This window comes from Varibaculum prostatecancerukia (genome assembly GCF_943169825.2).
Lineage (GTDB): Bacteria > Actinomycetota > Actinomycetes > Actinomycetales > Actinomycetaceae > Varibaculum > Varibaculum prostatecancerukia.
The window spans coordinates 1,063,584-1,078,260 of the sequence record NZ_OW968402.1 but is presented as its reverse complement, the minus strand read 5'-3'; the positions used below and the strand labels follow the sequence as shown (position 1 = coordinate 1,078,260).

Annotated in this window: 12 protein-coding genes; 4 read left to right on the top strand and 8 right to left on the bottom strand. The window is 50.6% G+C overall.

Features of this window, described 5'->3' with window-relative positions; all coding sequences use genetic code 11:
• Nucleotides 1-8: 8 nt before the first annotated feature.
• From purD to KO216_RS04600, 6 genes are all read right to left on the bottom strand, one after another.
• Entirely contained in the window at nt 9-1,202 is a 1,194-nt protein-coding gene (gene purD, locus KO216_RS04625) for a phosphoribosylamine--glycine ligase (RefSeq protein WP_215523120.1), read from the bottom strand.
• Nucleotides 1,202-1,750, bottom strand: a complete 549-nt coding sequence (gene purN / locus KO216_RS04620; protein WP_215523119.1) for a phosphoribosylglycinamide formyltransferase — start codon at nt 1,748-1,750, stop codon at nt 1,202-1,204. The genes purD and purN overlap by 1 nt, the downstream gene beginning before the upstream one ends.
• Nucleotides 1,738-2,721 carry a phosphoribosylformylglycinamidine cyclo-ligase gene (gene purM / locus KO216_RS04615; protein WP_215523118.1) on the bottom strand — a complete coding sequence of 328 codons (984 nt, stop codon included), beginning with the start codon at nt 2,719-2,721 and terminating at the stop codon, nt 1,738-1,740. The genes purN and purM overlap by 13 nt, the downstream gene beginning before the upstream one ends.
• 84 nt (nt 2,722-2,805) lie before the next feature.
• Nucleotides 2,806-3,516, bottom strand: a complete 711-nt coding sequence (gene purC / locus KO216_RS04610; RefSeq protein WP_215523117.1) for a phosphoribosylaminoimidazolesuccinocarboxamide synthase — start codon at nt 3,514-3,516, stop codon at nt 2,806-2,808.
• 30 nt (nt 3,517-3,546) lie between these two features.
• Nucleotides 3,547-4,017, bottom strand: coding sequence for a 5-(carboxyamino)imidazole ribonucleotide mutase (purE, locus tag KO216_RS04605; RefSeq protein ID WP_215523116.1), 471 nt, complete (start codon nt 4,015-4,017; stop codon nt 3,547-3,549).
• Complete coding sequence (locus KO216_RS04600) at nt 4,008-7,457, bottom strand: phosphoribosylformylglycinamidine synthase (RefSeq protein WP_215523115.1); 3,450 nt, start codon at nt 7,455-7,457, stop codon at nt 4,008-4,010. Before KO216_RS04600 ends, purE begins: the two co-directional genes overlap by 10 nt.
• Before the next feature lie 394 nt (nt 7,458-7,851).
• Between KO216_RS04600 and KO216_RS04595 the strand changes: the two genes are divergently transcribed.
• Nucleotides 7,852-8,160, top strand: coding sequence for a thiamine-binding protein (locus KO216_RS04595; RefSeq protein ID WP_215523114.1), 309 nt, complete (start codon nt 7,852-7,854; stop codon nt 8,158-8,160).
• 145 nt (nt 8,161-8,305) lie between these two features.
• On the opposite strand, the gene KO216_RS04590 is transcribed toward KO216_RS04595, so the two are convergent.
• Together KO216_RS04590 and KO216_RS04585 are read right to left on the bottom strand one after the other, a co-directional pair.
• Entirely contained in the window at nt 8,306-8,761 is a 456-nt protein-coding gene (locus KO216_RS04590; protein ID WP_215523113.1) for a cupin domain-containing protein, read from the bottom strand.
• Nucleotides 8,748-8,912, bottom strand: a complete 165-nt coding sequence (locus KO216_RS04585) for a hypothetical protein (protein ID WP_215523112.1) — start codon at nt 8,910-8,912, stop codon at nt 8,748-8,750. The genes KO216_RS04590 and KO216_RS04585 overlap by 14 nt, the downstream gene beginning before the upstream one ends.
• 60 nt (nt 8,913-8,972) lie before the next feature.
• Here KO216_RS04585 and KO216_RS04580 point away from each other — a divergent pair, with 60 nt between their 5' ends.
• The 3 genes from KO216_RS04580 (at nt 8,973) to KO216_RS04570 (ending at nt 14,672) form a co-directional block, all read left to right on the top strand.
• A complete protein-coding gene (locus KO216_RS04580; RefSeq protein ID WP_215523111.1) occupies nt 8,973-10,718 on the top strand; it encodes a hypothetical protein in 1,746 nt (581 codons plus the stop codon).
• Between the two features lie 207 nt (nt 10,719-10,925).
• On the top strand, nt 10,926-12,692 hold the full coding sequence (locus KO216_RS04575) for an FG-GAP repeat domain-containing protein (RefSeq protein ID WP_215523110.1): 1,767 nt from the start codon (nt 10,926-10,928) through the stop codon (nt 12,690-12,692).
• Between the two features lie 192 nt (nt 12,693-12,884).
• Nucleotides 12,885-14,672, top strand: a complete 1,788-nt coding sequence (locus tag KO216_RS04570; RefSeq protein ID WP_215523109.1) for a hypothetical protein — start codon at nt 12,885-12,887, stop codon at nt 14,670-14,672.
• Nucleotides 14,673-14,677: the final 5 nt, after the last annotated feature.

Below are 14,677 nucleotides of genomic sequence, written 5' to 3'. Positions count from 1 at the left end.
TTCGCTCCCTAAATCGCGTCCGCGCCGATATCTTTACGGTAGGTTTTACCTGAAAAATCTACTTTCTGGGCATTTTTATAAACTACCTTGCGGGCTGCTTCTAAAGTGTCGGCGCGAGCCACTAAGTTAAGTACCCGCCCCCCATTGGTATAGGCTTTCCCATTTTCGTGGCGCACCCCGGCTTCGAGATAGTCCACGCCTGCTAGTCCGGTAATCTCTTTGCCTTTTTCATAGCTACCCGGGTAGCCTCCCGAAGCTAGCACCAGGCAGATGGCTTTCTGGTCGCGAATTTTTATGGCGGAAGCATCTAGGCGCCGCTCCATACAGGCGGTAAGCAATTCATAAAAATCGCCCTCCACTAAGGGCAATACCACCTGGGTTTCCGGGTCCCCAAAACGCATATTGTATTCCAGCAGGTAAGTGCCGTTATCAGTCAGCATCAGCCCAAAGAAAATACATCCGGCAAACTCTAGACCTTCAGCTTGAATTCCTTTTAAGGTCGGCGCCAAAATGTCACGTTCAAACTGTGCTTTTCGCTCCGCCGTGTAGAAGGGGTTGGGGGCAAAAGTACCCATCCCTCCGGTATTGGGGCCGGTCTCCCCCTCCCCTATTTTCTTGTGGTCTTTGGCGGAAACTAGCGGAAAAATTCCCTTTTCATTAGCGAGACTAAGAATCGAGGCTTCTTTACCCACCAGGAATTCTTCCAGCACTACTTTTTCTCCGGCCTGGCCGAAGCGCTGATCCACCATGATTTCTAAGACGGCAGCCTGCGCTTCCTCGGTAGTCTGGCAGATAATCACCCCTTTGCCCGCGGCTAGCCCGGAGGCTTTGACTACTACCGGCAAGTTGAAATCAGCAAGCCCCTCAATCGCGGCTTGCGGATCAGTGAAGGTTTCGTAGCGGGCAGTTTTCACCCCGTATTTGCGCATAAAGTCTTTGGCATAGGCTTTGGAACCTTCCAGACGGGCTGCGGCTTTACCAGGGCCGAATAGTTTCATCCCTGCCTGGGAAAACAAATCCCCAATCCCGGCTACCAGCAGATCCTCGGAGCCAACAATAGTTAGATCCGCAGCGAACTCCTGAGCAGTGCGCAAAATTTCCTGTATATCCGAGGAAGTAGTTTGGGCAATCTCGTGGTCGGCGAGGGCACGCTTAATCGCATTTTCGCGTCCCCCGTTGCCTACTATCAAAATTTTTGCCATTAGTTTTCCCTCTCCTCTTTCGGGCAGTATTTGTCCCAGTTTTTCACTATTTCCACTAGCAACTGGTGTTCTTGGCTCATCACGCGCTGCTGCAAGGACTTGGCGGTATCGTCCGGGAGTACCGGAACTTTTCGTTGCGCTAAAATCTTTCCCGCGTCCACTTGGTTAGTTACCAGGTGTACGCTGCACCCAGATTCTTTTTCTTTTGAGGCCAATACTGCTTCATGCACGTGCATCCCATACATTCCTTTTCCGCCGAACCGGGGTAGCAATGCGGGATGGGTATTAATAATTCGTCCTTCAAAAGCCGCTACGAACTGTGGCGAAAGGATCTTTAGATACCCGGCTAACACTATCAGTTCACTTTGGGGATCAATATCTTGTACCGCTATCGATTCGGTAATCAAGGTGGGAATATTCGCAGCCCGCGCCCGGTTTGCGGCGGGGCATTCGCGGTTGCAAATCACCTGCCGAATATGGCATCCGGCATTGATGAGAGCTTGTAGATTAGTTCCCGACCCGGAACAACAAACCGTTATCGCAGGCATATCCGAGTTTCCGCAGAAGAGCCGCATTGATCTTTAGTTAGGACTTCTCCGATTTGGTAAGCCTGAGGCAGCGCGGCAGTTACTTTCGGTAGTTCTGCAGGCGGTATCACCATGGTGAATCCCACTCCCATATTGAAAGTTCCCCACATCTCGCTTTCAGGTACCGCCGAGAATTCTTCGCGTTTAAAGATGGCGGGAATCCGAACTTTTTCTTTTTCGATCCGTGCGCAAAGACCCTCAGGAATAATCCGAGGTACGTTTTCTTCTAGCCCGCCCCCGGTAATATTGGCCAGCCCGTGGATCTCGATTTTTTGGTCCAGCAACGAGAGGATTTCGGGAACGTAGATTTTAGTAGGGGTCAACAGTTCCTCGGGAAAAGGCTCTTTAAAGAGCGCCCTCACCAGTGAAAACCCATTTGAATGCAGTCCGGAGGAAGGTAGGGCTACCACTACATCGCCGTCTTTAATCGCCGAGCCATCGATAATCTCGGACTTTTCTACCACTCCCACGGTAAACCCGGCCATATCGTATTCGCCGCTTTGGTAAAAACCGGGCATCTCCGCGGTTTCGCCCCCGATTAGGGCCGCACCCGCCTGTTTGCACCCGGTGACCACTCCCGAAACTAGCTGGGAAGATACCTCGGCATCAAGCTCAGAACAGGCCAGATAATCCAGGAAAAACAGCGGCTTTGCCCCGTGACAAAGTACATCGTTTACGCACATCGCCACCAGGTCGATGCCTACGGTGTCGTACTTTTTTAGGGCGAAAGCAATTTTCAGCTTGGTGCCTACCCCGTCAGTACCGGAAACCAAGACTGGCTGCTGGTATTTGCCGAGTTCATATAGGGCAGCAAATGATCCCAGTGACCCCAAAACCTGTTCGTTTTGAGTGGAGGCGACCATTTCCTTTAACCGGCGGACATGCTCGTAGCCTGCCTCTTTATCAACACCGGCATCTTTATAGCTGACCATAATCTGTGTTTCCCTTGCCCTAAGTAGTGGTTTCTTCCTGGGGGCGGAAGCTTTATCTCCGCCCCCAGGAACCAGCACTAATAACTATTTCTTGGTAATGCGGTGCAGGATTTCTTTATAGGCTTCTTCGATTCCACCCATATCCCGCCGGAAACGATCCTTATCCAGTTTCTTCTTGGTCTCCGCGTCCCACAGCCGGCAAGTGTCGGGAGTAATTTCGTCTGCTAGCAGCAGATTCCCGTCCTTGTCCCGTCCAAATTCGATCTTGAAGTCAACCAGGAGGATGCCTTCCTTCTTAAAGGCGTCCGAAAGAATCTGGTTAATCTTGGCAGTGACCTCCAAGATTTCTGCAACTTCCTCTTCGGTGGCGGCCCCGATGGCAACCGCGTGATCCGAGTTAATCAAGGGGTCGCCCAAGTCGTCGTCCTTATAGGAGAACTCTTGGATCATTTTCTTCGGGATAGTGCCCTCTTCTAGTCCCAGACGTTTGGCCATAGAACCGGCGATAATGTTGCGGGTAATCACCTCTAGAGGAACAATATCCAGTTTCCAGCACAACTGTTCGCGATCGTTTAGCTTCTCGATAAAGTGGGTTTTCACTCCCTGAGAAGCCAGCATCTCGAACAGGTAGCTGGTTAGTTCATTGTTGATGACGCCCTTATCTTTGATGGTGCCTTTCTTTTCGCCGTTTCCGGCAGTGGCATCATCCTTGTAGTAAACAATGACCTTGTCGGGGTCATCGGTGGCATAGATTTTCTTGGCTTTACCCTCGTACAGGAATTCTTTTTTCTCCATTATTTGCCTTCTTTTACTTGAAATTTTCTCTTAAAAACTAACTGGGTCGGCAGTAAACTTTTTCTTCATATTGGCGCGGTATTCTTTTAGCTGCTCCGCAACCTGCTCATTACTGGTGCCAATAATCTGCACCGCGGTCATAGCAGCGTTATAGGAATTGTTTATCCCTACCGTAGAAACCGGGATTCCTTTGGGCATCTGCACGATTGAATAGAGGGCGTCTTGTCCCCCTAGAGCTGCATCTAGCGGTACTCCGATTACTGGAATCGTGACTTTAGAAGCGATAACCCCGGGCAGGTGTGCCGCTAGTCCTGCTCCCGCGATAATGGCTTTTGCCCCCGAGTCCACGGCCTCTTTTAGAATTTGCTCCAATAGTTCTGGAACCCGGTGCGCCGAAGCGATAAACGCTTTATATTCCAATCCGAACTCGTCTAAACATTTAGCGGCGCCCGCCATTTTTTCTTTATCGGAGGCGGAACCAAAAATGATTGCTACATCCATCGGAAATAATTAACCCCGTTTCTAAATAGGTTTTGTTCTATTTCGGGACAGTAGTTGAGGTATAAACCGCTACCGCTCCTTTCTGAATGGCCCATCTTTCCCAGGATTTGTCCCTGATGAGCCAACAGCCCTTCGATTGCGAAGGAAGATCCATTGGGGTTCTCCCCCAGATATTGGGTAGCTATCTGTCCAGATGCCAGGTACTTGTGGTAGTCCTCCTGGCTCATCACTACCCTTCCCTCACCGTGAGAAATCGGTATCTGGTGAACTTCTCCCACGTCAAAGGAACTCATCCAGGGGGAAGCCACGGAAGATACCGAGGTATGCACAATTTTAGCGACGTGATGCCCGCTATCGTTTGCTGCCAGGGTGGGGGAATCGGGTTCTAGATCCCGAATCTGCCCGTAGGGCAGCAAACCTGATTTGATCAGCGCCTGGAACCCGTTACAGATCCCCAGGATTAGGCCCCCTTTACGCAGCAGCGAATGCACGGCCTCTTTAACTTCTACTTGCCGCAGTACGGAAACAATGAACTTTGCAGATCCATCCGGTTCATCTCCCACGGAGAATCCGCCCGGAAGTGCCAGAATATCGGCTTGCTCGATTTGGCGAGCATAGGAGGCGGCGCTCCGATAAACCTCGGTTACTACCTGCGCGCCCTCGCGGGTAAAAGCCCGAGTCATATCGTATTCACAGTTAGTGCCAGGGAAGATAGGAATAAAAACCTGGGGGGTGTGCTTTCGATAGGGCGCGTGGTGGGTTTTAGTTAAACAAGTTTCGCTCACTCGTGTCACTTTTTTCTGGCTGATACGCTTACCGGCGGTGGGGAAGATCTCCGCTAGGGGCTGTTCCCAGGCCTGCTGTAAAGCGTCCAAATCTACCTGCTGTCCGTTAATGACACTTTCTGCCCAGCGGCCGGTATATCCCAGCAGTGGCAAATCCAGGTGCTGGTCAGTTTCAATCAGGAAACTGCCATAGCGAGAAGCAAACAGGTCTTCTTCAGTTTTGATTTCAAAACCAATCCGATTCCCGAAAGCCATTTTTGCTAGCGCCTCTGCGATTCCTCCATACCCGAGGGCATAGGTCGAGAGCGGATCAATCTCTTGCAGTTTGTCTAGGGCTGCTTGGAAGGATTCCAAATCCACTGCTCCCAGCTCATCTGTTTCAGCTTTCAACAGGTAGAGCCGGTGATTACGGGCTTTAAATTCGGGGGTTCTAAGCTTAGTCGCGTCTTGCATCCCGATAGCGAAGCTAACCAGGGTGGGCGGCACATTCATATCTTCGAAAGTGCCAGACATGGAATCTTTGCCCCCGATGGAGGCTAGATGGAAGTGGCGCAGCACCCGGTTTGCTCCGAGAAGGGCTTCCACCACAGTTCCCCATTTTTCGGGGTCATCCCCTAGGCGCGGGAAGTATTCTTGGAAACTGAAATACAGATCCCGGTAATCCACCCCGGCAGCGGCCAAGCGCGACATGGATTGCACTACCGAGACGATAGCGCTGTGATAAGGGCTCAGTTCCGCCAGCGAAGGTTCAAAACCGTAGGCCGCTACCGAGGCTACATCGGCCTGCCCGTCCTCAACTGAAACCAGCTGGGCACTAACTTGGGAGGGAGTGCGTTGGAACTTACCTCCGTAGGGCAGGGTCAAAGTGGTGGCACCAATGGAGGAATCAAAGATTTCGTTTAGTCCTCGCTGAGAACAAATGTTTAAGTCGCTCAGGTTATTTTCCAGTTTTTCCTGCAGCTCGGAGCCGGTCACAGTGCGTTCGGGAGTGATCTGCCCGCTAGATGCTGCCGTGAATTTAGCGTGGGAACGCACCCCATTGGTGTCCAAGAAGTCCCGGGAAATGTTGACGATAGTTTCTCCCAAATAATGCATCACCAGGCGCCTCTCGGCAGTCACGGTAGCCACATGGGTCACTTCTACGTCTTCACTGGCGCACGCATCATAGAAGAACTGCAGGTCTGCCGGATCTATACACACCGCCATCCGCTCTTGGGATTCCGAGATTGCCAGTTCGGTACCGTTCAGCCCTTGGTATTTGACCGGCACTCGGTCAAGTTCAATTTCCAGTCCGGGAGCGAGTTCCCCGATGGCAACCGATACTCCCCCAGCGCCAAAGTCGTTACATTTCTTGATCCGCTTCGCGACCTCGTCCCGACGGAACAGTCGCTGAATCTTGCGTTCAATAATCGGGTTACCTTTTTGTACTTCCGCTCCGCAGGTTTGGGAGGAGTCTCGAGTGTGAGTTTTGGAAGATCCAGTGGCTCCCCCGATCCCGTCACGCCCAGTGCGTCCTCCAATCAGCAAAATCAAGTCGCCGGGAGCAGGCTCTTCGCGAATAATATTTTCTGCGGGAGCAGCCCCCACTACAAACCCAAGTTCTAGGCGTTTTGCGCGGTAACCCGGATGATAGAGTTCCTTCACATAGTTGGTGGTCAGACCGATCTGGTTACCATAGGAGGAATATCCGGCGGCTGCCCGCTGAGTGATTTCTTTACTGGAAAGTTTACCTGCTATCGGGTCATCTATTCGCGGATCGGCGCTGCCGGAAATACGCATCGCCTGGTAAACGAAGGTACGTCCCGATAAGGGGTCCCGGATGGCTCCCCCGATACAGGTGGAGGCGCCACCAAAGGGTTCAATCTCGGTGGGATGGTTGTGAGTTTCGTTCTTAAACTGCAGAATATAGCGCTCACCGCCCACGGTTACATATACCGAGCAGGCGTTTATCTCGTTGGAGACTTCCTGGTTTTTTACCTTTTCCCGTTTGGCAGACAAGGTCGCCAAATCCATCAGGGTAATTGGTTTTTTGCTGTTGCGTTCCGCCAGGTATTGATCCCATTCTTCCTGTAGGCGATCCGCGTAGGGGCCGGTAAAAGTGGCATCTGTCAGTTCAGTTTCAAAAGTGGTGTGCCTACAATGGTCTGACCAGTAGGTATCGATTACTTTGATTTCAGTTTCGGTGGGCAGACGCCCGATGCTATCGAAATATTCTTTAATGAAAAGCAAATCCTCCTTGGTCATCGCCAAGGAGGCTTGCTCGTAGTAATCTTCAGTGATTTCAACGCTGGGCGGCAACTGCCGGTTGGGAACATAGCTCTCGTTTTCCAGCACCGTCATGTCTTTGAGGCGCATCTCGATGGGGTTGAACTTAACCTCGCCGGTATGTCCGTATCCGCATTTGACAGTAGCTGTATAACCTTGCAACTCTAGGCACTTTTCGGCGGCATCTGCGCGCTGATCAAATTGGCCGGGCAAATATTCGAGGACGTAATAGTCTTCGATATCAATCTGATCAAGCACAACATCCTGATTAACCTCGGCAAACACCGTGTACTTGGCTTTTTCTAATGCAGCCGCGTCGAGACCGAAAATGTCATAGACATTGAACTGGGTAGTATCGTTCTTTTTCCTTACGAAAATCCGCTTATTCAAAGTCTTCCCTTATATGAAATAGCTGCCTGGTATGAAATTTTGCGCGCAGATTCGGGAAGTCGTCTGAATTCTCACCCACTGCCCAACCGCATCCCCCTGACCACTGGTTTCACTAGCCGCCCGAGGAGCCTGTTAGCTGCCTGCTCTTGCCTTCTTGGAGAAAGCCAAGAGTAAGTAACTACCCTTTAAGCCTAGCAGGGTAAGCGCCCGGCGTACCAATCAGATAACAGGAATGGCGAGCATTATTCGTCACGTTTACTGCGGCTCCCACTGCCGAGGGAAAAGACTCTGATCTTTCAAAACTGAGCCCTTTAGATTCACAACTTTAGTCAATAGTTATTTTTGTAGTACTTTTGCTAATCCTTTCGGGTACCCGGCGAGCTAAAGTAAAAGCATGTTAGTTGCATTTTCTATTACGCCTTCCACCTCCGACGCTGAGGGTGGAGTTCGTGACGCAGTCGCTGCCGCAGTCAAGGTGATTCGAGATTCGGGACTGCCTAACCGCACCGATCCTATGTTTACCACTATCGAAGGTGAATGGGATGAGTGTATGCAGGTAGTTAAGGACGCTTGTGAAGCGGTTTCCCGCTTTGCGCCACGAGTAGCTCTGATTCTTAAAGCCGATATCCGACCAGGTCGTAGTGGGGAAATGACCGCGAAACTTACCCGTCTCGATGCCGCGCTCGAAAAAATAGAACCTTAAACAGCATTTTCAAAAACATCTGATAGCAAGAGTGGCGCGGCCCCTTAAAATTTGGGAGCCGCGCCACCTTCATCTGCTACCGAAGGTTCGCCCTAATAACCGCCAGATCCACGGTTGTTACTAGAGCATCCTCAGCATCGGTAAACTATTTACCCAGCTGTACGGTCCATTCGGGAGGTACATCCTTACCGGATTCCTCGTCCTTTTCAGCCTCCGCGAAAGTCGCTTGTACAATTCCCTTCGCGTGGTGGGAGGGAGAATAGATTGCATAAACCTTCATCGGCTCATCCCCGACATTGATAATGTCATGCCATTTCCCGGCGGGTACCATTACTGCCCAGCCGTCAGAGACCTCTTGTTCGAAGGTGAGATTATCTTCCGCATCTCCCATTACCACCTTGCCTTTCCCAGCGTCCAGGCGCAGGAATTGGTCGTTATCAGGGTGGACTTCCAACCCGATGGATTCGCCTACCGGAATAGACATCAGGGTTACCTGCAGGTATTTCCCGGTCCAGGCGGTGGTGCGATAGTTGGTGTTTTCTTTGGTTTCGGTTTCCAGATCGAAGCTATAGGGCTCCGGTCCATTGTCATGAACTGTCATGAGTATTTTCCTTTCGTTGGTCGCCGTTCAGATTGTCCTCTTCCATGCTAGCCAGGGTGATAGCAGGTCGCAGCACTTCGCTGAAAATATCGCTACCAGCGTTGAAACCGGATTTATTTATTCTTGAAATATCAATAGGTTCTTCAGTCACCCTGGTCTGATTTTTTAAGTTTTTCGTTTTGCTATGTACCGCGCTTGTTAGAGTGGGAATATGTCGAAGTTTTCCCCTGATGAAGATGTAAATAGTTCCAGTTCTGAGCCGGCCGGGTCTGGCGATTCTGGTTTTTCACCTGATTCTGAGCCCTCCCCGGACACTATTGCTGCTAATACTGTGGGTTTGCCGGAAACAAGCCCTGTCTCTGCGGAACCAGCAGCCCCGGGGGTTATGCCTGGAGGGGAAAACGCGCCTTATTCACCTAATCCGCAAGACACGGTTTATGCGCAAACCTACCCGCAATACCCCACCGCGACACCCGTAGCCCCGGGCGCCTATCCGCCGGTAACTCCGCAGGTTCCTCCGGTTTATCCGGGACAGCCGGCGCCTGCTAACTATCCGGGGCAGCCGATGCCAGGGGGATCTGGGCCGGTGCCTCCTGCTTATCCTGTATCGCAACCGGTACCTCCTACTTTTCCAGGGCGGCCATCTGCTGGTGGGAAAGGTAAATCGCGGCGGGGTTTGATAGTTACTCTCTGCGTAATCTTAGTACTCGCACTGTGCATCCTGGGAATAACTTTGTTCAAAGTATTCACAGGTGAGGACTCTTTAGCGGTGGGGGTAAAACCAGCGTGGGATAACGCGGCAACAGTCGAATTAGAACCTGAGGGCGAGCCCGGAATGGCCTACACCCTCTATTGGTCTGGCAAAGACAAACTAATCTTGATACAACCATCAAAAGACGGAAGTGGTATCGGACAACTACTAGATCCTAAGACCGGAGCTAAAACCGGATTCCCTATCGTCCTTCCTAAATGTGTAAGCTCTCTTAAATATCCCTACCAGATAAAGAATGAGAAAATTGTTTGCGCCACCAAAGAAAACTTTAGAGCTAACTCGAATAAGAAATACCATTTCAAGGAACGAATCTATACCGATAAACGCCTAATAGTAGGTGCCAGCCCCTCGGCCGCTAACGCTCGGCAGATCGTGGCCTACAACCCCAAAACCTCAAAGCTCCTGTGGGTACAAAACCTGAAGCAGCCTGCCACCGTCACCTGTAATGGTAAAGGAATCTACACCACCTTCGCACCGAAGCAATCCAGTACCGCTAACAAACAGAAGCTAAAGCTCATGGTTTATACCGGCAGCTCCCAGGCACAAAAATCCCCCGAAAAACAACTCGGACAACCCCAAGAAAGCAAACCAAAAGAAACCAAACCCCAGGTAGCTAAAGACGCCATCAAAAACATCGACTTCGCCAACACCTACCTACCCGCATTTAGTCTGCAGGAATGCATGGATGAAAACTTTTGGGAAGAATCCGATGAGACTCCCATATCTAGGAAAATGCCAGGCGAAACTAGCCACTGCTGGGTCAAAATGCAAAACGGAAAATCTGTCGAGACTCATGCCCCCTGGCCAGATGGTGTGCAAGAACCGATAGTAGGACTCATAAACGGGGGCGAGCCTTTTAATTTCTTTGATTCGACGTCTTTTACAGCGGATACCAGCAAGACCTATGACGCCGTATACGCAGACGTTAACGGTGACGGCTACCTAGACGCCATGTTTTTAACTACCATCACCGAAGCGGAAGCGTTTAGCTTGGCTCTGTTTGATCCCGAAGACCCCGAGCACCCCTACCTCTCAACCTTCCACGGGATGCAAGCTCCAGATGTAGCAAAAATTGTGGCTCCTGGAAAACTTGGCTTCTACAGTAAAGGCGGTTCTTCAGATGCCATCCATACCACCTACGAGATCGAAGGGCATGATTTTACTGGTGTCACTCACAATTCCTAGTGTGAATTAATGCCAAATTTGTCCTGAATTTGCTCGGAATATTTACTGGGTTTAAGAGACTATTAGCGCGGCTTGTTTAGAAGTTTTACCTGTTTCCAGAGGTTATACAGATTGAGCTAAAGAGGGATTGATTCAAGGAGATTAGTGCGTTCGTTTAACTGTTCAAATTTTCACTTGAGGACGGCCGGGGCTTGTTAGAGTGGGAATATGTCGAATTTTTCCCCTGACGAAGAAGTAAATAGTTCCAGTTCTGAGCCGGACGGGTCTGGCGATTCTCGTTTTTCACCTGATTCTGAGCCCTCCCCGGACACTATTGCTGCTAATACTGTGGGTTTGCCGGAAACCAGCCCTGTCTCTGCGGAACCAGCAGCCCCGGGGGTTATGCCTGGAGGGGAAAACGCGCCTTATTCACCTAATCCGCAAGACACGGTTTATACGCAAACCTACCCGCAATACCCCACCGCGACACCCGCAGCCCCGGGCGCCTATCCGCCGGTAACTCCGCCGATTCCTCCTGCCTATCCGGGACAACCGATGCCAGGAGGATCTGGGCCGGTGCCTCCTGCTTACCCTGTATCGCAACCGATGCCTCCTAACATTCCGGGAAAAACCGTGCCTCCTGTTTATCCGGGGCAGCCGGTTCCTAGCGGGAAGGGTAAGTCGCGGCGAGGTTTGATAGTTACTCTCTGCGTGATCTTAGTACTCGCACTGTGCGTCCTGGGAATAACTTTGTTCAAAGTATTCACCGGCGAAGACTCTCTAGCGGTAGGGGTAAAACCAGCGTGGGACAACGCGGCAACAGTCGAATTAGAACCCGAAGGTGAACCCGCCTTGGCCTACACCCTCTATTGGTCTGGCAAAGACAAACTAATCTTGATACAGCCATCAAAAGATGGAAGTGGCATCGCCCAAATGCTCGACCCTAAAACCGGAGCCAAAACCGGATCCCCTATCGTCCTTCCTAAATGCGTAAGCTCTCTTAAATACCCCTACCAGATAAAGAATGAGAAAATTGTTTGCGCCACCAAAGAAAACTTTAGAGCCAACTCGAATAAAAAATACCATTTCAAGGAACGAATCTATGCCGATAAACGGTTAATAGTAGGTGCCAGCCCTTCGGCCACTAACGCTCGGCAAATCGTGGCCTACAACCCCAAAACCTCAAAACTCCTTTGGGTACAAAACCTGAAAAAGCCCTCCTCCGTTACCTGTAACGGCAAAGGAATCTACACCACCAGCACCTCTGCAAACTCAAACACCACTGGCAAACAGAAGCTAGATGTCATGGTTTATACCGGCAGCTCCCAGGCACAAAAATCCCCCGATAAACAACTCGGGCAACCCCAAAAAAGCAAGCCAAAGGAAACCAAACCCCAGGTAGCCAAAGACGCCATCAAAAACATCGACTTCGCCAACGCCTACCTACCCATGGTCAGTTACGGCTGCTTCGAGGAGAATATCTGGCAAGAATCTGACCGTACTCCAATAATCAATAAGATGCCTGACGAAACTAGCCACTGTTGGGCAACTATGCAAAACGGAGAATCGAGTGAAAAGAGTGACCCCTTCGATTTAGGAGAATTGAGCAGCGACGTTAAGCTGACGCCCCGCAATGAAATTGGAGAGCTTTTCGACTCAGAAAATAGTTTTATTGGCGATGATAACAAGCCTTATGGAGTCGGATACGCCGATGTAAACAACGATGGTTACTTAGATGCCCTCGTAGTAGCCTATGATGGCGAAGCAGCGAGTTTTATCTTGGCACTTTTTGATCCGGAAGACCCCGAACACCCCTATATGACAGTAATAGGGGGTACACAACAAGGCGCTCGAATTGAGCTAACACCTCCGGGAACGATAACCGTCTTTGAACCAAACCCTTCATCGGGCAAAATGGATAAAATCCAAACACAAACAACGATTAAAGGACACGAAGTAACCGACTTTATATCTTCCTATCCTAATGCCGGGTAGTATCGGAGATTTCCTCGAGATATTTGCTGGCTAAGCGATTGATTATTGGCGCGGTTTGCTTAGCAGTTTTAGCTAGTTCACCAATGCTGTACCGATTCAGCTAAACAAGGATTGCTGTCGCAAGATTAGCGCCTTTTAGTTAACTGTTCAGATTTCAAGTTAAGGAACGCTGGAGCTTGTTAGAGTGGGGTTATGTCGAAGTTTTCCCCGGATAAAGGTGCAAATGACGGATCTTCTGAGCCTACTCGAACTCCTGATTCCGGGTTAGCTCCTCAGCGGGCGGGTGCCCCTAAGGGGATGTCAGGAAATAAAGGCGCGTCCTATTCTCCCTCCCCGCAAGGTTCAGGTAATGCGCAAACTTATCCGCAATATCCTGCCGGAGCGCCTGTATCCCCGGGAGCCTATCCCCCGGCAAACCCACCAGTCACTCCGGTTTACCCGGGGCAACCTGCTGGCAACTATCCGGGACAGCCGATTGCAACTAATATCCCGGGTAGGCAGCTACCGCCGTCCTATCCCGCTGCACAGCAGGTGCCTCCTAATTACCCGGAACAGCCAGCTCCTGGGGCATCCGTACCTCAGCCGGGAGGAAAGCCGATAAAAAACAATAAATCCTATCGGGTGCCGATCATAGTTTTATGCGTGGTATTAGTGGTCGCGCTGTGTGCCTTGGGCACAGTACTTTACAAGGTGCTTAGTCGCGATGATTCTCTAGCGGTGGGGGTAAAACCAGCTTGGGAAAAACCGGCAAAAGTTCAACTAGAGACCAAGGGCGAACCCGGCTTAGCCTATACGCTTTACTCACCCGAAAAAGGCAAGCTGATTTTACTGCAACCTTTTAAGGACGGAACCGGCACCGCCCAAATGCTTGATCCTAAAACCGGAGCCAAAAGCGGAAGGCCTATTACGCTGCCAAAATGCGATAACTCTCTAAAATACCCCTACCAGATAAAGGGCGGAAAAATTGTATGCGCTACTAAGGAAATAATAAAAGCCAATACGAATAAGAAATACCAGTTCAAAGAAGAAATATTTATCAACGCGCATCTGGTAGTCGGCGCCAGCCCTTCAGCGACTAATGCTACGCAGATCGTGGCTTACAGCCCCAAAACCAGCAAACTATTGTGGGTGCAAAACCTGAAAAAACCTGCCTCCGTAACCTGCAATGGCAAAGCAGTTTATACCACCAGTGTTGTTGGTGATTCCTCCCTGGATGCTAACCAAGATGTGGACGAGGATGCCGAGAATCCGGAACCCGAAAATGCAGAAGATGACGAAGAGGACGAACAGACGGAACTGGAGGTAATGGCACTTGACGGCAGCTCCCAGGCACAAGCGGCTCCCGAGAAACAGCTAAGTAAAGTCGATACCCAACCAAGCGAACCTCAAGTAGCCAAAGACGCCATCAAAAACATCGACTTCGCCAACGCCTACCTCCCCTTCTTTAGCGACCAAAAGTGTCCGAACGAAAACTTCTGGCAAAAATCGGATAGAACTCCGGTTGCCAATAAAATGCCTGAAGGAACGAGTGCATGTTGGGCAACTATGAAAAACGGGTCCTCGGTGGAAAAGTTTCGTTTCTCGCCCCAGCATCCAGAGACCGAGCTCGACGCGATAAAACTAGCGGACCAACAAATTAGCGATCTTTTCGATTCTGCAAGCTTCAAACCGGATCCAACAAAATCTTATGCAGTGGGATATGGGGACGTTAATGCTGATGGCTACTTGGACGCGCTGCTGGTTTTAAACGACTATGAAACAACCGAGTTCGCCCTAGCGATTTTCGATCCCGACGACCCCGATCACCCCTATTTGTCGGTAATCGGACCAGCTATGCAAGACGGAGTAGTGAAAATAGTTAGCCCCGGCAGGGTGAATATCTACGGATCTGATCCCATTACCGGGTCAGGAAGCCCGGAATTAGTATCGGAAATGTCGATACAAGGATTTGAAATCACCAATTATTCCGAATACAACTAGGCGCT

Excerpts from the sequence above, each read along its gene's own strand:
- purD (WP_215523120.1), bottom strand. The coding sequence starts at position 1,202 with ATGGCAAAAATTTTGATAGTAGGCAACGGGGGACGCGAAAATGCGATT.
- purN (WP_215523119.1), bottom strand. The coding sequence starts at position 1,750 with ATGCCTGCGATAACGGTTTGTTGTTCCGGGTCGGGAACTAATCTACAA.
- purM (WP_215523118.1), bottom strand. The coding sequence starts at position 2,721 with ATGGTCAGCTATAAAGATGCCGGTGTTGATAAAGAGGCAGGCTACGAG.
- purC (WP_215523117.1), bottom strand. The coding sequence starts at position 3,516 with ATGGAGAAAAAAGAATTCCTGTACGAGGGTAAAGCCAAGAAAATCTAT.
- purE (WP_215523116.1), bottom strand. The coding sequence starts at position 4,017 with ATGGATGTAGCAATCATTTTTGGTTCCGCCTCCGATAAAGAAAAAATG.
- KO216_RS04595 (WP_215523114.1), top strand. The coding sequence starts at position 7,852 with ATGTTAGTTGCATTTTCTATTACGCCTTCCACCTCCGACGCTGAGGGT.
- KO216_RS04590 (WP_215523113.1), bottom strand. The coding sequence starts at position 8,761 with ATGACAGTTCATGACAATGGACCGGAGCCCTATAGCTTCGATCTGGAA.
- KO216_RS04580 (WP_215523111.1), top strand. The coding sequence starts at position 8,973 with ATGTCGAAGTTTTCCCCTGATGAAGATGTAAATAGTTCCAGTTCTGAG.
- KO216_RS04575 (WP_215523110.1), top strand. The coding sequence starts at position 10,926 with ATGTCGAATTTTTCCCCTGACGAAGAAGTAAATAGTTCCAGTTCTGAG.
- KO216_RS04570 (WP_215523109.1), top strand. The coding sequence starts at position 12,885 with ATGTCGAAGTTTTCCCCGGATAAAGGTGCAAATGACGGATCTTCTGAG.